The organism is Vibrio sp. FF145 (assembly GCF_041439075.1).
Classification (GTDB): Bacteria; Pseudomonadota; Gammaproteobacteria; order Enterobacterales; family Vibrionaceae; genus Vibrio; species Vibrio tasmaniensis_A.
The window spans coordinates 55,230-74,899 of record NZ_JBGONH010000015.1; the positions used below are offsets into that span (position 1 = coordinate 55,230).

The following is a 19,670-nucleotide window of genomic DNA, read 5'->3' on the forward strand; positions in this document are numbered from 1 at the left end:
GTAGTAAATAACTGTTCATCCTAGCTGGTTAAAACACTCGATAACATCGTTAGAAATTTTGATTGTAGAATAACTACTTATCGAAAATTTCCGCCTTGTTCTCAAGCATTTTTCCTGCGCTATTTATGATCACTTACTTACTGTGATTGGTATTATTCTACCTCAGTCAAAAACAGCAACGATCAGGCAGCAAGGTTTAAGGTTTAAGTCTATTGAATACAAAAAAAGGGTGTCATTTGAACATTCAAATGACACCCTTTCACTGTCTTATTTAGTACTCTGTTTTCTAGCTTCTAACTATATGTGATTAGGCGTTTCCACTTTCGCTTACCGTTCTCAGCTGAGTCAAATATTTGATCCACCCTTTAGCCTCAGGAGACGGTTCAATGTTGTTCGCCCGCTTAGCTTGAGCAAGAGCATTATCTAAGTTCTTCAACTTATACCATGAACGTACTTTCGCTAATGCAACGTCAGCTTGCTTGTTCTTGTCTTTCACTTTGTCTAAAACAACCAGAGCTCGCTTGTAGTAACCTTGCTGAACCAATAATTGAGCAACATTCCAATGGTATCGAGTGTTCAAGTTCGACGCTAACGTCCACACTTCAATAGCATTGTCCCACTCTTTCGCTAACTGCCAGTAAGTTGCTTGCTCAGCCAGAAGTTGAACATCGCTGTTTGCGTCATCTAACTTGCTAATTTCTTGCGCAGCGCGCTCAGGGATGCCTCGTTTCGCGTACAGTTGAGCAAGTAGCCTACGGTCTGAATTATTCAGTTCAACACCTTGTAGCTCAGCAAGCGCTAAGGTATTCAACGCATCTCGGCTACGCTCTAGCCTTAACTGAATCCCGACCAGTTGACGCCACCAGTTGTCTTTTTCGGGTTGAAGTTCAACTAAACTTTCTAACGTAGGAATTGATTGCTTCCATTGTTTTAACTGTAGTTGAGCACCCAGCTTTAACGAGAGAGGCGACAACTGTGGTTTTGAATTAAACTTGTTATGATTACCTATAGCCGCCAGTACTTTCGTCCAGTTTTCGATTTGGTATTCAGCTTGAGCAATTCGCATCCATAGCGTGTCTTTCTTTTCAGTTTCCGGTGCTGTTTTAACGAGATCATAATAGTGTGGTAATGCCGCTTTAAAATGCTGCTCACTAAGCAGCAAATCAGCTAACATACGTTTCGTTACCCAAGCTTGCTCATCGACCAATAAGCCACTATCCACTGCATAAGTAAGCTGCTTGATTGCCGTCTCTGTTTTACCATCTTGCCAGTAAAACACACCAAGCATGCGAGCGACATAGGCTTTGTCATAGCCTTTAGATAACTCCAAACTAGCCAAAACCTCAATCGCCTGTTTAACCAGCTCCTCTTGAGCAAGTTTATTCGCCTTTTGAACACGAATAACGGTGTATTGGGTAAGCTCTTTTGCCGGTACTGTAAGGGGCATTATCAACAAGCCCACTAATATCCATATCTGTTTCATCATTTTGCCAACTTAAACTCTAGTTTCACGGTTTGACCAACCTGCGCTACCGCTTTTCCATCGACGACTTTAGGTTGATACTTCCATTTTTTAAGTGCTCTTATCGCTTCACGTTCAAACATACGACGTGGATTTGCATCCGTAACTTGAATATCAACAGAACGTCCTGTTTCATCGATTGTAAAAGACAAAATGACATACCCTTCTGCGCCACGCTTTAGCGCTTTTGCTGGATATCGAGGTTCAACTCGATAAAGCGGCATTACCTGTTGATTTGACCCAAAATCAGAAAATGTTGGAGCGTTAATCGCTAGGCCTTCAATTGAAGTATTCAAATCCAGTGAAGACAGTGAAGACATTGAATTCAGAGGCGTTACTTCAGCTTGCGACTGAGACGTTTGCGCTTGCGGTGGCGGCTCTGGCATTTCGGGTTGTTCCGGGACTGCACGTTGTCTTCTCTGTACTTCTTGTTCTTGTTCAACCATCACCATGTTGAAACTTAACGTCTCACCATTTTCTGGCGAACGTTGGTGTCCATTATCGACCATCCAAGCCATGAAAGAAAATAGTGCTAAACCCAACGCTCCCGCTAAAGGTAATGCAAGAAATAGGCGAATCATTGATTAAGATCCTCCAAGATCATCGCTTTTCAGCTGCAAGCGCAATGTTTTTAACACCCGCACCTTTGGCAGCGTCCATCACTTTAACAACCGTACCGTTATAAGCATGCTCGTCCGCCTGAATAACCAAAGAAGCATCAGGTTGTTCTAGCAACAAGTGTTCTAACGTCGCTTGAACACGTTCAACATCCACAACACGTTTATCTATGAAAATGTCATTCGCAGAAGTAATCGCGACAAAGATACCTGCATCTTTTTGGCTCACTACATTTGAAGCTTGCGGGCGATTGACTTCAACACCAGATTCACGAACAAATGAACTCGTCACAATGAAGAAAATAAGCATGATGAATACGATATCAAGCATCGAAGTAAGGTCTATTTGAGCCTCTTCGTTTTTAGAATGACGTCGACCGAGTCTCATCGTTGACTCCTTAAAGATTTTTCTAATTTCAATTCTAAGCGGTTACAGACTTTCGCTAAACGAGCATGAACAAACATGCCCGCTAATGCAGCAACCATACCCGCCATCGTTGGTAAAGTTGCCAACGAGATACCTGAAGCCATCAATTTAGGGTCACTGCTTCCTTGAGTCGCCATGACATCAAAAACGGAGATCATACCGGTTACGGTACCGAGCAAACCCAGCATTGGACAAATAGCAACTAACAGCTTAATAAAGTTCAAGTTTTGGTTAAGTAAAATACTCGCTTGCCCCAACCAACCTTCACGAATGGCTTTAGCATGCCAAGAAGAGTGATCTTCTCTTTCATGCCACTGATTAATCCAAGCTTGACGCTGCTTTGGAAAGTAGAACGCGAGATAAAGCACACGTTCTACCACAAGTACCCAAAAAACGAGGACGACAGCCGCTAGCCACCACAGAACGAAACCGCCCTGCTCCATAAAGTTTGATAAAGACAGCAGCCAGTTACTCGTTAACCAACTCGCTGGTAATAGAGAACCCGACAAAATATCCATTACGCGGCAGTCCCAACTTGTGAAATAACAGCGCTTGGTTCAATAGACTTCTCTGCCTGCTCAGCAACAAGGCCAATGCCCTGCTTCTCCAGAATATTTCGAATGTTCTCTGACTGAGTACTCAGAATGTTGTGTGCCAATAGCAGTGGCATTGCAGCAACAAGACCAAGTACCGTTGTTACAAGCGCCATCGAAATACCACCCGCCATCACTTTAGGGTCGCCATTGCCAAACTGTGTGATCACTTGGAATGTTTCGATCATGCCGGTTACGGTACCTAGCAAGCCAAGCATTGGTGCTAGAGCAGCTAGAAGCTTCAGCATTGATAAACCTTTCTCTAGGTGAGTTTGTTCATCCACTACCGCTTCTAAAAGTCGCAGTTCTAATGCTTCTACTGTTTGATTTTTCTCTTTGCTGTAAACCGCAAGAACACGACCCAGAGGGTTGTCTCCCACTTGTTCAGGTTTTTTAAGTTGAGCGCGAATCTTCTGACGAGCGATAGCCAAAGAAATACCACGAACCAATGCGATGATTAAGCCAATTGCCAACAAGCCAAGAATAACTTTACCAACTAGGCCACCTGCTTGCAGACGATCAACTAGGCTTGGTTCCAAAGCTAATTGTTCTAGCATGAATCCACGAGAGGGATCGACGACCACGTTAGACACTTCGCCATTAGCTAAAGTAGAAAGCGACGCCAGTGTTGGACCTTGTGAAGGCTGCTTCAAGTAAACTATCGCATCTTGATGTCTAGCATCCCACCATACGTAACCTGACTCAGCAACTAAGCCAATAGAACCCAGTCGATAAGCTTCTGCCTTTTCAGTAACCCCTTCACTATTAACTAGTGAAACTGTCGACTTGCTTATCTCTGAACTTGCTTGAATTTGCTCCATCATGCTCAACCAAAGACCTGTTAACTGGGGCATTGACGGTAATGATTTTGCGTCCACGATTTGATAAACAGTTTCTGTATACGCTGCGCGATCTACGTTAGTTACTGTATCCGTAAGCTCATGTTCAAGGTCTTTTGCATTTTGTCTTACAACGCCAAACAACTCACCTAAGCTACCTGTTTCTAAACGCAGTTGCTCTTCTAAACGAGCAAGCTTGTTTTCGTTATCACTGAATGTCTGAGTCAGAACATCGGTCGCACCTTGAATAGAGCTACGTTTAGCTTCAAGCTGTGCTTTGATCGCTTTGAGTTGTTGTTCTGTCTTTTTAAAGTCAGCTTCACGAATTACGTTATGAGACGCTTGCGTGCGACTCTCTGATTTTGCTTTGTTAACAAGCTGAGCTGTCGTGTCTGATGCAGAGAAAGCAGAAAATGAAATTGACGTAATGCAAAGCAATGCTGCTAATGGCTTTAAGTTCATTACTTAACCTCCGCAACAGTTAAAGAAACAGGTAAAGTAATTAAGCTTGGAGACGCTTGCTTATTAGCAATATCGTACGCTTTGTCCAACTCAGATTTCATCGAAGAATCCAACTCTTGCCATTGATCGCTATTTTGGTCCCAAGACCAATATTGGGTACCATTTAAGTTACGAGCGATCAGTGAAATGCGGCCAAGATGCAAAATATCAACTTCAAGCACTTTATCTTGACTTAACTCGACACGACTTGAATAAGAACTTAGCTTAATACCGTAATCCACTTCAATTTGGTACGCCTCTAAAATACGGCGATATTTTTCAGCATCACTGACATCAGCACGAGTCATCATCGCTTTCAGCTTTTCAACGCGACGCAGACGGCTATTTGTCTTGAAAGGTAGATCGCTTTCAATAACTTCCTGGAGACCATCGATCATCTTGTACATTAAAGGCACAACACCTTGACGTGTTAGTTTGATTTCGTCGATCTGCCCTTCAATACTCTGCGCTTCTTGAGCTTGGCTCTTAACCAGTGCGGCAAGATGATCGTGATAGATTTCTAAATTTTTCACTTCTTCTTGCAGACGCTCAACCTCAGCTTGCAGCAATAATGTTGCTTGTGAGCTTTTATCAATAACCTTTTGGCTCGAAGCCGACGCGTTATTGGTCTTGTTTTGAATTGATTGAGCTTGATCCAAGCTGTTTGCCATCGATGACGTTGCAACCAAACTGATGGCAAGTGCTAGGCTAGTTTTTAAAAAATTCATAATTGTAGTCATTTACTTTAGAAGAAGAACAAATGAGTTTTATTGATAAGCAGTCTCATTATCATTAAAAACCACTCGCATTGCTAGGGGTATTTTTACTAAATAGCAGAATCAAGAAAGGGGAAAGTCGAAACCTTCCCCTTAATATTTAAGCTACCAATAGTACCCTACTAACAAATTAGTATTTTACCTGTAACGTAGCCATGTAGTTACGACCTTCGCCAACAACAACGCCGCGAGTGCTGCCGCCTTCTAGGTAATCTGTATCGAATAAGTTCTCTACATTAAAGCGTGCAACAAAGTCTAAGTTTTCATCGTACTTAATCGTATGTGCAACACCAGCATCTACACGAGTGTAAGCGTCTTTCTTAAACGTGTTAGCACTTTCAGTGTAACGCTCACCTACGTGATACACACCTAGGTTTACATCAGTACCGTTGTTGAATGCGTAAGTAGACCAGATGCTTGCAGTAAATTCAGGAACGTCTGCTGGTGTTTTACCATTAAGAGCAGGGTCATTCTTATATTCAGCATCTAAGAACATTGTTGATGCACTTACAGAGAACGCATCCGTCACGTAGCCCGTCGCAGCTAGCTCCACACCAGTGTGAACTTGCTCACCCACCTGTGTAGTACGAGTATCTTTTGCATGAGATGCAGGAAGGTCTTCTGTAACTTGCATGTTCGTTTGTGTGATCTGGAATACTGCTCCTGATACGAATAAACGCTCATCAAACAGTTCCCACTTTGAGCCTAGCTCATAAAGTGTACCTTTCTTCGCATCTTGAGACTGGCCGAAGTTCACATCATCTTTATCAGAAATCTCACTTACAGGTTCAAAACTTTCAGAGTAAACCGCGTAAATAGAACCGTTTGGCGCCGGAGAGTAAATCGCACCGAACTTAGGTAGGATGTTATTGTAGCTCTCTTCTTTACCAGAACTGCTCGTCGTATCATCGTAAGCGAAACGAACACCAGCAAGTGCTTGCCACTGCTCATTGAACGTCACTAAATCTTGAAGATATAGACCGTAGTGTTGGCTCTTCGAGTGTGATACTGAATCATCGTTGTTATAGTGAATGTCTGCAGGCATATCAAAGCCTTTGCCACACTCTTTCATTGTGTCTGCTTCTGAAGCGTTAAAACAAGCGTAGTCTGATACGTACAGGCGCTTGTAATCGTAGTGCAACCCATTTGCACCCACCAACAGACGGTGATTCACACCAAATGCATCAACATCACCAGTAAAATCCACGTAAGCCGTATCAAACGTCCACTCATCATGACGGTCTGACACTTTGTAACCATAACCTAGTGTTTTCTTGGTTTTTCTGTCTTTCTTTGAATCAATAACGTTATCTGATTCAGTACGGCGACGTTCGTAAAACTGACGACTGATACCCGATTTAACTGCCCATGTATCGCTCAAGTTTGCCGTAACAGCCACACCGTAGTTTGCTACGTCGTTGTCTGTTTGTGCGAAGCGTTGGTCATTAACCGTATTTGGGGTAATCGCTTTACCTGTTTTCGTATCAATCTTTGAGCCGTTATCTAGATCACCCAACTCTTGAGTACGGTCGTAATGCGCAGATAGCATCACATCTTCGTTGATATCGTAATCAACAAATAGGCCACCAACAAAGCGGTCAGTCTCTACATCTGTGCCGTCAAAACGTGTGCGGTAAGAGTCTTGGTTTTCTTGTGAAACAATAAGACGAGCACGTAGAGTTTGATCATCGTTCAATGAACCGCTTACATCAGCGGTAGTACGTGTGTAGCTGTCAGAACCAATGTCTTGGCTTACGCTAACTTGAGTTTCATACGTAGGCTTCTTAGCAACCATGTTAACAAGGCCACCAGGTGCTGATTTACCGTAGAGCAAACCTGCAGGACCTTTTAGTACTTCAACACGTTCTAGTAGTTCTACCGGTTGACGGTAATGAGACCAGTGTTGAACGCCATCGCGCAAGTAACCAGAACTGCTTCCTAGAGAGAAACCACGTAGGTTGAAGCGCTCACGGTTTGTTGATTTAGAACCCGCTGAAATTGACGCATCATTTTTTAATACTTCGCCAAGCGTGCTTGCGCGTTGCTCATCAATGATTTGTTCACTGATAATCGTAACTTGTCCTGGAGTCTCTAATTGAGTCGCCTCCATGCGCATTGCTGTTGTATTCGTGTCGGCTTTATAACCGTAATCACGACCTTCAACAACCATATGCTCGTCAGTTTTTACTGCTTCTGCCAATACTGCTGGTGAAGCTAATACTGCGCCGATCACTAAAGCCAATGGCTTTTTTGAAAACATGTCCTTTTCTCCACTTTTATTCTTTTAGACGAACACTTTGTTATTTATTCGATGTGTCCGTTAGACCGTTTCCGGTACCACTGAATTATTTCGAGGGGGAATATAAGTGATAACTATTACTATTTGCATTAAATTTACATTCTTTGCATTCGTAAAGTTTTGTAAAGACGAGCTGACGAGTCGTTAACCTGCAGTTAAAAGAAACCAATTCAATACAGTCATTTAACGAGCACTTGAATTAAAAATCGGTTCTCTGCGCCAAACTTTTTGAAACACCGCCATTTGCGCAGTCAATGTAATAAGCAAACATCTATAACAAAATCCTCTTATCTTATTTATTACCTTCAGAACGACGATTTTTTGTATAAAACACTCGATAAATGTAAATGAATGGTGAATTATTTTGTTTTAATTTGTTTTATTTGAACGATTATCAGTGATTATGATCACATCTGTAATTCCAAACTCATTTTTTGTTTTTCGATTTAAACAACCGACTGCTAATCTCCTGCTCACTTTGGAAAGGTATCAAAGTTATAAATAATAAGGAGTGTTCTAAATGAATACCAAGAAACCTATGTCTCTAACTGGTCGAGTTATCCTCGGCATGGTCGTGGGCATATTAACGGGATTTGCCATTCAATCCCTTTTTGCAGACAGCGGATTTGTTAACAACTACATCGTTAACGGACTCTTTGAAGTAGGCGGACAGATCTTTGTCGCCAGTTTAAAAATGCTTGTTGTACCACTCGTCTTCGTTTCACTCGTGTGCGGTACAAGCTCTCTTAAAGACTTGTCAACTCTTGGCCGTATGGGGGGCAAAACACTTGCTCTTTATATCGGTACTACTGCTGTTGCTATCACTCTAGCACTGACTATCGGTAATTTGTTCCAACCTGGAGCGGGTGCGGATCTGACGGCTGCGAGCTCTTTCAAATCAGCTGATGCTCCTTCTTTAGGCCAAGTCATCATCGACATGTTCCCGACCAACCCTATTCAAGCGATGGCTGAGGGCAAAACGCTACAAGTTATCGTATTTGCTGTGTTGTTTGGTATTGCAATCAGTGCAGCGGGTAAACCTGGCGAGCGTATCGCCGCGGTTTTCTCTGACTTGAACGAAGTGATCATGAAGCTTGTCGCTCTTCTGATGAACCTTGCGCCTTACGGTGTGTTCTTCTTGATGGCGAAGCTGTTCTCTGGCCTTGGTTTAAGCGCAATTTGGAACCTAGCGGAATATTTCTTAGTGTTAGCTGGTACTCTACTGTTACACGGTTTAGTAACTTACAGTGCGATGCTTAAAGGGTTTACAGGCCTTAGCCCAATTACGTTCCTACGTAAGATGGAAGATGCAATCATGTTTGCATTCTCAACAGCATCTTCAAACGCAACGATTCCAGTGACAATGGAAACGGCTAAAAACCGCATGGGCGTAGACAACAAAGTCGCTTCGTTCACAGTTCCACTAGGCGCAACTGTCAACATGGACGGTACTGCTATCATGCAGGGTGTTGCAACGGCGTTTATCGCACAAGCGTATAACATCGACCTGACTATGGGAGATTACCTAATGGTGATCCTAACAGCGACACTGGCTTCTGTTGGTACTGCAGGTGTTCCTGGTGTTGGTCTTGTTATGTTGGCGATGGTATTGAACCAAGTTGGACTGCCGCTCGAAGGTATCGCATTAATCATGGGTGTTGACCGTCTTCTTGACATGATCCGTACTGCCGTAAACATCACTGGTGATAGTGCCGTAACTATCATTGTGGCTAAATCTGAAGGATCTTTTGACGAAGCTCGCTTCAATGACCCAGCAGCCGGTGAGAAAGAAGAAGAAGTAAAGCTAGCACGCCAACAGGCATAATCTAGCTTCTCTGGTGCTCTTACTTTCAAGCCAAGGCGCAATTAATGGCTGTGCCTTAGCCTGATAATGAAAAGCGTGTATACAAAAACGCCACTGCTGATACAGTGGCGTTTTTTATTGGGTTCACTTTGAGCCGAAACGATTCAACTCTCATCTATTTTCTCATTACAGGGGCTGAGCGTGAATGCTGAGCCTAAAGCTTAATCTACGATAGGAAACATAAGGTTCACTCTAAGTCCCCCACCTTCTCTGTTCTCAGCGGTAACATGCCCATTCATCACTCCCATAGATTCCTTAACGATCGCGAGTCCAAGACCGTAACCACCAGACTGTTTATCTCTGGCTGACTCGATGCGGGTAAACGGGTCAAAGATATCTGCAATCTTGTTATCTGGAATACCTTCACCATCATCCTCCACAGAAATGACACTGTAACGCTTATCATTAACCTGCCCGTAGGTCTTAACGACAATATCCGCATTGCCCCCTGCGTATTTGATCGCATTTCCTACAAGGTTACTGATCACCCTCAAAAGTAGCCTCTCATCAACATTAACCATTGATGTTGCTGTTTCCAAATCACCAGTCAAAGTTTGATTAGGTTTCAAGTCATTTTGCATCTGTACAATGAGCATTGAGCAATACTGCTCAAGATGCATTGGAGTTAACTTAGAATCATAACGAGAGGTTTCTAGGCGGCTGAACTCAAGAATTTCACCCACCAGCTTATTCATCTCTTCCGTTTCGCTTTCCATCCGTTCGAGTAAACCCATACTTTTTTCATCGACCTTACTACGTAGTAAATGTAATGCGAGATTCTGCCTTGCTAACGGTGTCCTCAACTCATGTGATACATCACGAATCAAACGACGCTGCTTTTCAGCCAGAGACTTAATCTCAAAGGTCATATGGTCAAAATCATTGGCAAGCTCATTGAATTCACGTGTAGTTGAATCCAACTCAGACACGACACTCACTGAAAAGTCTCCTTGTGCGAGCCTTCGACTGGCCTCCCTTAAACGATCGAGTGGCTGCTGCAGACTTTTCGCCATAATAATGGAAAAGAGCGATAACACGATCAAAGCAATCACAGCTTTCAGCGCATAGGAATACGGAGCAAAGGATTTTGCTGGATGAAACTGCCCTGGCAGTTGGATCACGAGTGTATTGCCGTTATCAAGTGGCAAGCCGAAGATAGGCTTACTCACACGATCACTGAGTTGATGGTCTAATGTACGCAGGTACTTCAACTTAAATTCAAAATGCGGATGCATGTGTCGGTGGGTAATAGGTCGGTTGTTTTCATCGATAATGAATAAATAATAACGTTGGGCATTGCCCCAGTCGGCAAGCTCATCCATGTCCCCTTCTTCGATCAGTACATTAGCTTGATAAGCCAAATCCAACATTTCAGCTTTGACAGGTTCAGGTACCTTCAACAAGGCTTTCATCAGCGCTCGTTCTGCGACACCTTGAAGGATGAGGATACTGACTAAAATCACGGTCAGGCAACTGAACAGCTGAAACGTTAAGCCATCCTTACGCTTGATAACGAAATCAGGGCACCGTAGAAACCAGTTACTCATGCTCCTACCGACTCTAGGTAGCTGTAGCCTTGACCGCGCACAGTTTTAATATGTTGCTTTGATAAGCCAGCCTGCACCAATTTTCGACGTATGTTGCTGATATGCATATCTAAGTTACGGTCGAATGGACACAGTTCTTTCTTCAATACATGTACTTGCAAGTCAGATTTTGATACAACGATGCCATTATTTTTGATCAGATAATCGAGCAACTCTTTTTCAGTGCCGGTTAAAGGTAAACGGGTAAGTTGCTCGCACAAACCTTGATTAGATGAAGCCATTGATTGTCTTTGTCGCTCAAACCCAACTCGGCGTAAGATCACCTTAATCCGGGTCAAAAGCTCAGGAACATTGAAAGGCTTAGCGATGTATTGATCTGCCCCGGCTTGATAGCCATCTAGCATGGAGGCATCATCATTAAGCGCAGTTAGCATAAGGATAGGAGTAGCAAAACGCTGACAAATACGTCTTGCGACTTGAATACCACTTAAATTAGGGAGCATCACATCGAGTAAGACTAAATCAACAGGATTTGATTGAATAAACTCTAGAGCTGATTCACCGCAATGAACGGTATCAACGTGATACCCTTCATTTTCCAACACTTCACCCAGTAACTCACACAACTGAATATCATCATCAACAACTAAAACACGAGACATTTCACACACCGATAAATAAGAACTGTTTGCATTCTAATTATCGTTATTATTGATTTCAATTATAAAGTGCGTGATTTCCTCTATAGAAGAAAATCTTTTTCAATCGGTACAAATTTTGAGGCAGAATCGATAAGATTTTGAGCTGTTAACCCAGGAACGCCATACACTTCAACAGGTTTTCCAAAGCGCTCTTTGATTCGTTCTACCAAGATTTCAAAATCGCCATCACCCGATACCAAAACAATCGTATCAACCGTCTCCGCAAGCTCTATCGCATCTAACGCGATACCGACATCCCAATCCCCTTTGGCGCTACCATCACGACGCTGAATAAACGGTTTTAGCTTCACATTAAAACCAACACCACGAAGAATATGGTGGAATTGACGCTGTTTAGGATCTTGGCTTGAGATTGCGTAAGCATTGGCTTCGACAACGTTACGTCCTTCCGTGGCAACATACCAAAACTGGTTATAGTCGAAGTTAGAACGGTATTTATCACGTGTAGTATAGTAAACGTTCTGAACGTCGACCAAAATTGCTATGTTTTCCATAAATTCATACCTTTAGATTTTCCGTATACCCTATTCTATTCACTTCTAAAATGCGAGTCGCTTTATTTAATAAAAATGAACTCATTAGCTATGCTTAACGTACTTATTATTGGCTTAGCGTAGCTATTGCTAGCTTAACGTAGTTGCCATTAACTTAGAGCTTGTTTGAGTTTACCGAGGAAGGTGGAACATGCAGTACCGACAAATAATCAGATCATGCCTTGGCAGCGACACCTTTGACTCAGTATTGACACGTTGCTGCGCGGCAATAACTAACGCTGCCATAACTAAGGCAGCGATAACTAAGGCATCGGGAACAAACGTAATTTCCAAACCACTGAACGCTCTAATAACAAGCACGGTTATGTTTATGATTCTGTCGGTCAACTCGTTACACGCCTACCCAGCCTACTCTCATTCCAAGGCTCTGCCACACCGCAGTGTTATTTATTTCGCTCCAACAGAAGATTCGATCGTAAAAGAGTTTCTCAATGAAGTCTTGATTAACAATTGTCAATTGGACGAGCGAGATGTAGTAATCATGGTCATCGCCGAAAGCGGCTACACCGTTCCTGCATGGTTAGTTGAAGAGTTTAATTTGGATGCAGTGACTAACAGTTATGGAATACCCAAAGGTTCACACACTGCCGTGTTGATTGGCAAAGACGGGAAAGAGAAACACAGGTGGAGTGGTAAAACCGACTGGAGTTTAATCACCAATATTATTGACGAAATGCCCATGCGCCAACAAGAAATGCAGCGACAGAGTAGCCGCTGCAGTATTTGATTCTTAGTCAGCTAAGCTTGATCATCAATCACTTAAGCCTGCTTGTTAAACCAAGCCAGTTTTTCATGGAGCTGAGCAACACTTCCAACCACAATCAGTGCAGGGCTCTTTGCAACGCCAGCAAGATCAGCTAGGTCACGTAGCCCACCTCTAAACACTTTCTGCTCTTGGCGAGTGCCATTTTCGATAATCGCAACTGGCATGTCTTCTCGCATACCGTTATCGAGTAAATTCTTCTGAATATTCGGACTCTCTTTCAAGCCCATGTAAAACACGATCGTGTGGTTGTGTTGAGCAAGAGAACGCCAGTCAATATCTTCGCCACCTTTCTTCAAATGACCCGTAATAAACTGTACGCTTTGCGCGTGGTCACGGTGAGTCAATGGAATTCCCGCATATGCGGTCGCTCCTGCGGCTGCAGTAATGCCAGGAATCACTTCAAATCTCACGTCATTCTCAGCTAACGTTTCGCACTCTTCACCACCACGGCCAAAGATAAACGAATCACCACCTTTTAGACGCACAACGTGCTTGTTTTCTTGTGCTTTGGTCACCAATAGTTGGTTGATCTGATCTTGTGGCACGCAGTGATGATCGAGCTTCTTACCCACATACAACATTTCAGCTTCTGGATTAGCCATCGCTAAGATATCTTTTGATACCAAGCGGTCATAAACCAAAACGTCTGCTTGTTGAATCACTCGTGCGGCTTTTAGTGTAAGTAAGTCTGGGTCGCCCGGACCTGCACCTACCAATGAAACAAATCCATTGCTTACTTCTTTAACATTCGATGACGATACTTCTGACATTCTGCGCTCCGAAGGTTTGCTTGTTTTATCTCAAGCTTCAATCTATGTGATAAGTCACTGTATTCATAATGACTTATCAAAATCCTTAACTCTTAGACTATCAGGTGTTGAAATAAATATTCAGTCTAAATACTAACGAAGATAGAAATAATTATAACAAAACAATCTATTGCGGATGTTTTGCTCAATAGCAAACAACGCATCTATGATAACTAAGATGTTGTCTGCCCGAGAATACACTGACAGCTTTCCAACTAAAAAAGCCCCAAACACGTTGTTGGGGCTTTCAATCTCATACTAACTTACGTTTACCGTATTACTTCGCGCCTAGAGAAGGAGCTGTTTTAGCATGAGTCAGGTATAGAGGAACACACGTTAACAGTAGGCCACCAACGATGTTACCTAAGATTGTTGGGATAAGGTTGAAGTTCAACCATGTCGCGATACCGAAGTCAGCGCCAAGAATCATACCCAGTGGGAATAGGAACATGTTTACAACTGTGTGCTCAAATACAAGTGCGAAGAAGATGAAGATCGGGAACCACATCATTGCTACACGACCAGCAACTGTACGTGCAGTCATGTTACCAATCACACCTAGACAAACCATTAGGTTACAGAAGATGCCGCGCACGAAACATGTGATCCAGCCGTCCATGCCCATGTTTTCAAACCCTAGGCTACGACCTGTAGAAACAGCAATGAACTTTTGAGCAACTGCGTTTGGTTCTAAAGAGAAGTTACCTGTAAGTGAAATTGCCACTAACACTGCAACAATTAAAGAACCGATAAGGTTACCAAGACCAACAAGACCCCAACAACGTAAAATACGACCCCAAGTAATACCTGGACGGTTATCAAATTTCGCTAAAGGAGCAAGGCCAAATACACCGGTTACTAGGTCATAGCCCATTACACTTAGAATGACGAAGCCCACAGGGAACACAAGAGCGCCAACAATACCAATGCCTGTTTGCACGATAGTCGTGATTGCCACTACAACAGCAAGAGAAAGAATGATGCCTGCCATTGTGCTTCGAATCAGTAGATCACGAGTACTTGTTTTCGTTTTCGCTTCACCTACATCGATCATTGTTTGAACGAATTCTGCTGGTTTAAAATCAGTAGACATAAGATTGTCCTTAAAAAGTTAAAATTAAAAGTTGAAATCGGATAGGAAAAGGTTCTAGTTGCCGAATTAAGGCAATGTCGATAACTAGAACCCTTGATCTATCAAATCTTGCTAAGTAACTGTGTCGAAGTTTCGAACTAGCTATGGTTTCGCACTAGCTATGGTTTCGAACTAACTATGCTGAAACTTCTACAGCACCTTTAGTAACGCGAGCTTTATACGCTTTTACACTGAAGCTCTCGTCTTCCATGCACACACCTGTTGCTAGGTTAAAGCGTTGCTTCTTAAGTGGGCTTGCCACCCAAAGCTCACCTTTGTGCTCAACCGTTAAACCGCGAGATAAAACGTTTGATTGAAAAAACGGGTCAGTGTTACTAATAGCGAACACTTCTTCGGCTTTAGTTGGGCGGAAAATAGCAACTTGCTCACCACCAACCAACGCACAAACACCGGTACCTGGAATAATGTCTTCGATCTTACAAACTTTGGTAAATGCCATGATGTCGTCTCCCAATTAAACCAGTTCAACGTGAAGGATATCGCCCTTCGCTTCTGGGTGTTTTTCTGTGAATGTTGCTGGGCGGTGTTGTTCTCGGCCATCGTCAACAAACACAACGTTTTCATCACGGTCGTCAGCATTGATGAAGTGTGAGAAGCGCTTAAGTTGAGCTTCGTCGTTGATAGTGTCAGTCCACTCACAAGCAAAGTTACCCACAAGGCCAGCTACGTCCGCTTCAAGTTGGTCATTGATGCCAAGCTTGTTGTCGACAATCACTTCACGTAGGTAGTCAACACCACCCTCTAGGTTGTCCATCCATACCGAAGTACGTTGTAGTGGCGCAGCCGTGCGGATGTAGAACATCATGAAACGGTCGATGTATTTGATCAGCGTTTCTTGGTCTAGGTCGCTTGCAAGTAAGTCTGCGTGACGAGGCTTCATACCACCGTTACCACATACGTACATGTTCCAACCTGCGTCAGTCGCGATAATACCTAAGTCTTTACCTTGAGCTTCAGCACACTCACGAGTACAGCCAGACACACCAAACTTCATCTTATGAGGAGTACGGATGCCTTTGTAACGGTTCTCGATCATCACACCTAGGCCAACTGAATCTTGAACGCCGTAACGACACCAAGTTGAACCGACACATGTCTTAGCCATACGTAGCGCCTTCGCGTACGCTTGACCTGTTTCGTAGCCCGCAGCAACTAACTTCTTCCAGATTGCTGGTAAGTCATCTTTTTGAGCACCGAATAGACCGATACGCTGTGCACCTGTGATCTTGGTGTACAGGTTGTATTCAGCCGCTACATCAGCAAGAACGCTTAGTGCTTGAGGCGTTACTTCACCACCTGCCATACGAGGGATAACAGAGTAAGTACCGTCTTTTTGGATGTTACCTAGGAAGTTATCGTTGGTATCATGCAGTTTCACTAGCTCAGGCTTAAGGATGTGCTCACCCCAGCAAGAAGCAAGAATAGAACCCGCTAGAGGCTTACATACTTCACAGCCGTAGCCTTTACCGTATTTCTCTAGTAACTCATCGAATGTTTTGATTTCTTCGATACGAATCAAGTGGAAAAGCTCTTGGCGAGAGTAAGCAAAGTGCTCACATACGTCGTTCTTCACTTCAACACCGGCTTTAGCAAGTTCAGCGTTCAGTACTGAAGTCACAAGTGGAATACAACCACCACAGCCAGTACCAGCACCAGTTACTGCTTTGATATCACCAATTGTATGGTGACCTTCAGCAACGGCTTGTGCAATCTTGCCTTTAGTTACATCGAAACAAGAACAGATAACGGCAGTTTCTGGTAAAGAATCCGCGCCAAGTGTTGGCTTTTCAGCACCCGCGTGAGCAGGAAGAATCAATGCATCTGGATGCTCTGGCAGGTCGATTTCATTCAGCATTAGCTGAAGAAGATCACCATAGTCAGACGTATCACCGACCATTACCGCACCAAGCAGCTTCTTGTTGTCTTCAGAAACGATTAGTCGCTTGTAAATTTCTTGTTCTTCGTTTTGGTAAACGTAGCTCTTACAACCTGGAGTGCGGCCGTTAGCATCACCGATAGAACCTACTTTCACGCCAAGAAGCTTAAGCTTCGCAGACATGTCTGCACCTTCAAATGTGCTTTCGTTACCAACAACGTGGTCAACCGCAACGGTCGCCATTTTGTAACCAGGAGCCACTAGACCGTAGAACGTTTGGTTCCAAGATGCACACTCACCGATAGCGTAGATATCTTTGTCTGTCGTTTGACAGTGATCGTTAATCTCGATACCACCGCGAGGCGCAATACCTAGGCCCATTTGACGAGCAAGTTTGTCTTGTGGGCGAATACCAGCAGAGAATACGATGAAATCAGTTTCTAGCTCTGTACCGTCTGCAAAACGCATTACGTTACGAGCTTCAGTGCCTTCAGGAGCAATTTCAAGCGTGTTCTTACTTGTATGAACGTTTACGCCCATACGTTCGATTTTTTGACGAAGTTGATTACCACCAGCAAGATCAAGCTGCTCTGCCATAAGCTTGGGAGCAAACTCTACAACGTGAGTCGTCACACCTAATGCCTTTAGTGCACCAGCCGCTTCAAGACCAAGTAGACCACCACCAACAACAACACCAGACTTTGAGTTCTTTGCCGTCGCTTCGATAGCTTTTAAGTCTTCGATAGTACGGTAAACAAAACAGTCTTTACCTTCGTGGCCTTTAATTGGCGGTACAAACGGGAAAGAACCAGTCGCAAGAACAAGTTTGTCGTATTGAATTTCACGACCAGTGCTTGAGTAAACTGTTTTCTTTTCACGGTTAACGTTGATAGCACGTTCACCGATCAGCATGTTGATGCCGTGTTTCTCGTAGAAGCCTTCTTTTACCAAAGAAAGTTCATCTGCAGTATGGTGTGAAAAGTAAGAAGAAAGGTGCACACGGTCATACGCAACACGTGGTTCTTCACAGAACACCGTGATGTCCATGTTTGCAACATCTGTCTTCTCGACTAAATCTTCGATATAGCGATGACCGACCATCCCGTTACCGATTACGACTAGCTTCATCTTGCTCATAAGAATTCCTGAAGGTTATATATTTCTTAACTGAGCGAATAATGAATTATGAAAGAAAATGAAAATATGATGTAAATCAATTACGAAAACAAACTACCCTAAAGGGGTAGAACAAAAGAGGTAGATATGCTTAATTAACAAGCAAAGCAAACGAATAACCATAATTTACATAGGGTTTAGCGGGGTTTTATATACACTTCAGTGCATTAAGAGGAATGTTGTAAAGTTTCACAATAGGTTACCAACAACGTAAGTAAATGACAATCATTTTCATTTAGGTTCTTATAAATATATATAGAAGCCTATAAATACATGTAGAACACCGTTTGCGTGAAAAACTATGTGTAATTGTGAAAACCACTCCTACCTATTCGGAATGTAAACAAAGCTGTTCGCCCTTTAATGTCGTGATGAATTCAGTTTATAGCTTGGGTCATCGGTTTGTTTGCTTGATCTAACACAAGAACCCTTTTGATTCACATGTGTGATGTAAAAATCAACTTCCAACCAAACCCTGAATAAATTAGCATTGTTGAAAATAATTCTTATTTAATAGAGTGAATACGATGCGCCTAATTTTACTAATCCTATCTATTATTGCAGCCCCTGCGTTTGCTGAAACAAAGGTCATCAAACAAGTGATGGACATGAATTCTGAAAACATCGACAAGATGTATCAATTCATTCCTGATTACGTAGAAATCGAACCTGGTGACAAGGTGCTTTTTAAAGGAACCGTTGGCTCTCATACTGCTCATAGCATTCAAGGGATGCTTCCTGACGGAGCTAAACCTCTTATGATATCCGGGTCAAACGCTCAGGAAGTCACTTTTGATAAGCCCGGAGTGTACGGAATCAAATGTAAAGTGCACCACAGACACGGAATGGTGGCGCTCGTGGTTGTTGGTGATCCAAGTGTTAACTTAGAAGAAGCTCGCACCGCGGCCAAAAAACGTGTGAGTCGCAGAGCTCAGAAAAAGATGCAAGGCTTGCTCGATCAAGCAGAGCAAAAAATTAAATAACCTTTGTCCCTGTCTTGAAGCATCAACTCTCTGTTGATGTGTGATAGGAATGCCAGCCTGAAGACAGGCTAAGGGGTCAGTAACAAGAAACAGCGCCGAATTGGCGCTGTTTCTTGTTACTTATCTAACTTATCTAACTTATCTAACTTATCTAACTTAGACATTGTCAAATATTCCGCACTAAACGTAAAAACAGATCAAACTAGCCAACCCGTTCTAAATGACACTCCGACAACCACAAACAAAATTGAAATAATGGTCACCGGCACAATGTGCAGCGCCATATCAACCAAGTTGTCCTTCGATAGTTTTGGAATCACACGAAAGCGTGCGTCTAGGGCTAGCAATACCGTCAGAGACAGCAACGTCAATTTAGCGGCAATGCCATGAGCCAATGGAATCGACATATCAAACCATAAGCTAACGTCCGGCAACATGTGATAAGCGAGCATCAACCCGGTCACCACTTGAACTACCAAAGCAGGCATTCCCACCTTTTCGTACCCTTGCTCGAATTCCAATAACATTTCTGGAGAACGGTGTTTCAAGACTTTAGGAAGGATAACGACGCTGAGAATAATGTGCCCTCCCGTCCAAATGGTGGCAGCCAAGACATGCAAAACCAATAATACGCCAAACATAAACT

Annotated in this window: 18 protein-coding genes; 3 read left to right on the forward strand and 15 right to left on the reverse strand. The window is 43.1% G+C overall.

All coding sequences use genetic code 11. The features are described from left to right. Positions 1-307: 307 nt before the first annotated feature. The 7 genes from ACED42_RS07975 to ACED42_RS08005 all read right to left on the reverse strand — a co-directional run bounded on the left by ACED42_RS07975 (position 308) and on the right by ACED42_RS08005 (position 7,535). Positions 308-1,486 carry a tetratricopeptide repeat protein gene (locus tag ACED42_RS07975; RefSeq protein ID WP_371702095.1) on the reverse strand — a complete coding sequence of 393 codons (1,179 nt, stop codon included), beginning with the start codon at positions 1,484-1,486 and terminating at the stop codon, positions 308-310. After that, positions 1,483-2,103 carry an energy transducer TonB gene (locus ACED42_RS07980; protein ID WP_102249616.1) on the reverse strand — a complete coding sequence of 207 codons (621 nt, stop codon included), beginning with the start codon at positions 2,101-2,103 and terminating at the stop codon, positions 1,483-1,485. Before ACED42_RS07980 ends, ACED42_RS07975 begins: the two co-directional genes overlap by 4 nt. A 19-nt stretch (positions 2,104-2,122) precedes the next feature. Further along, the gene (locus tag ACED42_RS07985) at positions 2,123-2,527 is read right to left on the reverse strand and encodes a biopolymer transporter ExbD (protein ID WP_004731145.1); all 405 of its coding nucleotides are present in this window, start codon (positions 2,525-2,527) and stop codon (positions 2,123-2,125) included. After that, entirely contained in the window at positions 2,524-3,084 is a 561-nt protein-coding gene (locus ACED42_RS07990; protein WP_065680030.1) for a MotA/TolQ/ExbB proton channel family protein, read from the reverse strand. The genes ACED42_RS07985 and ACED42_RS07990 overlap by 4 nt, the downstream gene beginning before the upstream one ends. Then, on the reverse strand, positions 3,084-4,460 hold the full coding sequence (locus ACED42_RS07995) for a MotA/TolQ/ExbB proton channel family protein (RefSeq protein WP_371702096.1): 1,377 nt from the start codon (positions 4,458-4,460) through the stop codon (positions 3,084-3,086). Before ACED42_RS07995 ends, ACED42_RS07990 begins: the two co-directional genes overlap by 1 nt. Continuing rightward, entirely contained in the window at positions 4,460-5,227 is a 768-nt protein-coding gene (locus ACED42_RS08000; protein ID WP_371702098.1) for a DUF3450 domain-containing protein, read from the reverse strand. Before ACED42_RS08000 ends, ACED42_RS07995 begins: the two co-directional genes overlap by 1 nt. Positions 5,228-5,405: 178 nt before the next feature. Beyond that, a complete protein-coding gene (locus tag ACED42_RS08005) occupies positions 5,406-7,535 on the reverse strand; it encodes a TonB-dependent siderophore receptor (protein WP_017102101.1) in 2,130 nt (709 codons plus the stop codon). Between the two features lie 559 nt (positions 7,536-8,094). On the opposite strand from ACED42_RS08005, the gene ACED42_RS08010 reads away from it, so the two are divergent. Further along, entirely contained in the window at positions 8,095-9,399 is a 1,305-nt protein-coding gene (locus ACED42_RS08010) for a dicarboxylate/amino acid:cation symporter (RefSeq protein WP_012600580.1), read from the forward strand. A 200-nt stretch (positions 9,400-9,599) separates the two neighbouring features. Here ACED42_RS08010 and ACED42_RS08015 read toward each other — a convergent pair whose 3' ends face one another. From ACED42_RS08015 to ACED42_RS08025, 3 genes are all read right to left on the reverse strand, one after another. Beyond that, complete coding sequence (locus tag ACED42_RS08015; RefSeq protein WP_371702099.1) at positions 9,600-10,985, reverse strand: histidine kinase sensor domain-containing protein; 1,386 nt, start codon at positions 10,983-10,985, stop codon at positions 9,600-9,602. Beyond that, on the reverse strand, positions 10,982-11,647 hold the full coding sequence (locus ACED42_RS08020) for a response regulator transcription factor (RefSeq protein ID WP_102257986.1): 666 nt from the start codon (positions 11,645-11,647) through the stop codon (positions 10,982-10,984). The genes ACED42_RS08015 and ACED42_RS08020 overlap by 4 nt, the downstream gene beginning before the upstream one ends. An 80-nt stretch (positions 11,648-11,727) precedes the next feature. Further along, complete coding sequence (locus tag ACED42_RS08025) at positions 11,728-12,201, reverse strand: NYN domain-containing protein (protein ID WP_009845414.1); 474 nt, start codon at positions 12,199-12,201, stop codon at positions 11,728-11,730. A gap of 190 nt (positions 12,202-12,391) precedes the next feature. On the opposite strand from ACED42_RS08025, the gene ACED42_RS08030 reads away from it, so the two are divergent. Continuing rightward, complete coding sequence (locus tag ACED42_RS08030; RefSeq protein ID WP_102257985.1) at positions 12,392-12,988, forward strand: DUF4174 domain-containing protein; 597 nt, start codon at positions 12,392-12,394, stop codon at positions 12,986-12,988. A 32-nt stretch (positions 12,989-13,020) separates the two neighbouring features. Here ACED42_RS08030 and cobA read toward each other — a convergent pair whose 3' ends face one another. From cobA to nirB, 4 genes are all read right to left on the reverse strand, one after another. Further along, on the reverse strand, positions 13,021-13,797 hold the full coding sequence (gene cobA / locus ACED42_RS08035; RefSeq protein ID WP_371702101.1) for a uroporphyrinogen-III C-methyltransferase: 777 nt from the start codon (positions 13,795-13,797) through the stop codon (positions 13,021-13,023). A gap of 316 nt (positions 13,798-14,113) precedes the next feature. Then, positions 14,114-14,929 (reverse strand): formate/nitrite transporter family protein, encoded by an 816-nt coding sequence (locus ACED42_RS08040; RefSeq protein ID WP_012600575.1) that lies wholly within the window; start codon positions 14,927-14,929, stop codon positions 14,114-14,116. 175 nt (positions 14,930-15,104) lie between these two features. Further along, the gene (gene nirD, locus ACED42_RS08045) at positions 15,105-15,428 is read right to left on the reverse strand and encodes a nitrite reductase small subunit NirD (RefSeq protein ID WP_009845418.1); all 324 of its coding nucleotides are present in this window, start codon (positions 15,426-15,428) and stop codon (positions 15,105-15,107) included. A 15-nt stretch (positions 15,429-15,443) separates the two neighbouring features. After that, positions 15,444-18,002 (reverse strand): nitrite reductase large subunit NirB, encoded by a 2,559-nt coding sequence (nirB, locus tag ACED42_RS08050; RefSeq protein ID WP_017098594.1) that lies wholly within the window; start codon positions 18,000-18,002, stop codon positions 15,444-15,446. Positions 18,003-18,568: 566 nt separating this feature from the next. Between nirB and ACED42_RS08055 the strand changes: the two genes are divergently transcribed. Then, positions 18,569-19,024: a plastocyanin/azurin family copper-binding protein gene (locus ACED42_RS08055; RefSeq protein ID WP_029222759.1), complete on the forward strand. Its 456-nt coding sequence runs from the start codon at positions 18,569-18,571 to the stop codon at positions 19,022-19,024. A gap of 197 nt (positions 19,025-19,221) precedes the next feature. On the opposite strand, the gene ACED42_RS08060 is transcribed toward ACED42_RS08055, so the two are convergent. Further along, on the reverse strand, positions 19,222-19,665 hold the full coding sequence (locus ACED42_RS08060; protein ID WP_004731117.1) for a CopD family protein: 444 nt from the start codon (positions 19,663-19,665) through the stop codon (positions 19,222-19,224). Positions 19,666-19,670: the final 5 nt, after the last annotated feature.

Coding starts and splice junctions, on each gene's coding strand:
- ACED42_RS08055 (WP_029222759.1), top strand. CDS start 18,569: ATGCGCCTAATTTTACTAATCCTATCTATTATTGCAGCCCCTGCGTTT.
- ACED42_RS07980 (WP_102249616.1), bottom strand. CDS start 2,103: ATGATTCGCCTATTTCTTGCATTACCTTTAGCGGGAGCGTTGGGTTTA.
- ACED42_RS07985 (WP_004731145.1), bottom strand. CDS start 2,527: ATGAGACTCGGTCGACGTCATTCTAAAAACGAAGAGGCTCAAATAGAC.
- ACED42_RS08030 (WP_102257985.1), top strand. CDS start 12,392: ATGCAGTACCGACAAATAATCAGATCATGCCTTGGCAGCGACACCTTT.
- ACED42_RS07990 (WP_065680030.1), bottom strand. CDS start 3,084: ATGGATATTTTGTCGGGTTCTCTATTACCAGCGAGTTGGTTAACGAGT.
- ACED42_RS08060 (WP_004731117.1), bottom strand. CDS start 19,665: ATGTTTGGCGTATTATTGGTTTTGCATGTCTTGGCTGCCACCATTTGG.
- ACED42_RS07995 (WP_371702096.1), bottom strand. CDS start 4,460: ATGAACTTAAAGCCATTAGCAGCATTGCTTTGCATTACGTCAATTTCA.
- ACED42_RS08025 (WP_009845414.1), bottom strand. CDS start 12,201: ATGGAAAACATAGCAATTTTGGTCGACGTTCAGAACGTTTACTATACT.
- ACED42_RS08010 (WP_012600580.1), top strand. CDS start 8,095: ATGAATACCAAGAAACCTATGTCTCTAACTGGTCGAGTTATCCTCGGC.
- nirD (WP_009845418.1), bottom strand. CDS start 15,428: ATGGCATTTACCAAAGTTTGTAAGATCGAAGACATTATTCCAGGTACC.
- nirB (WP_017098594.1), bottom strand. CDS start 18,002: ATGAGCAAGATGAAGCTAGTCGTAATCGGTAACGGGATGGTCGGTCAT.
- ACED42_RS08040 (WP_012600575.1), bottom strand. CDS start 14,929: ATGTCTACTGATTTTAAACCAGCAGAATTCGTTCAAACAATGATCGAT.
- cobA (WP_371702101.1), bottom strand. CDS start 13,797: ATGTCAGAAGTATCGTCATCGAATGTTAAAGAAGTAAGCAATGGATTT.
- ACED42_RS08000 (WP_371702098.1), bottom strand. CDS start 5,227: ATGAATTTTTTAAAAACTAGCCTAGCACTTGCCATCAGTTTGGTTGCA.
- ACED42_RS08015 (WP_371702099.1), bottom strand. CDS start 10,985: ATGAGTAACTGGTTTCTACGGTGCCCTGATTTCGTTATCAAGCGTAAG.
- ACED42_RS08020 (WP_102257986.1), bottom strand. CDS start 11,647: ATGTCTCGTGTTTTAGTTGTTGATGATGATATTCAGTTGTGTGAGTTA.
- ACED42_RS08005 (WP_017102101.1), bottom strand. CDS start 7,535: ATGTTTTCAAAAAAGCCATTGGCTTTAGTGATCGGCGCAGTATTAGCT.
- ACED42_RS07975 (WP_371702095.1), bottom strand. CDS start 1,486: ATGATGAAACAGATATGGATATTAGTGGGCTTGTTGATAATGCCCCTT.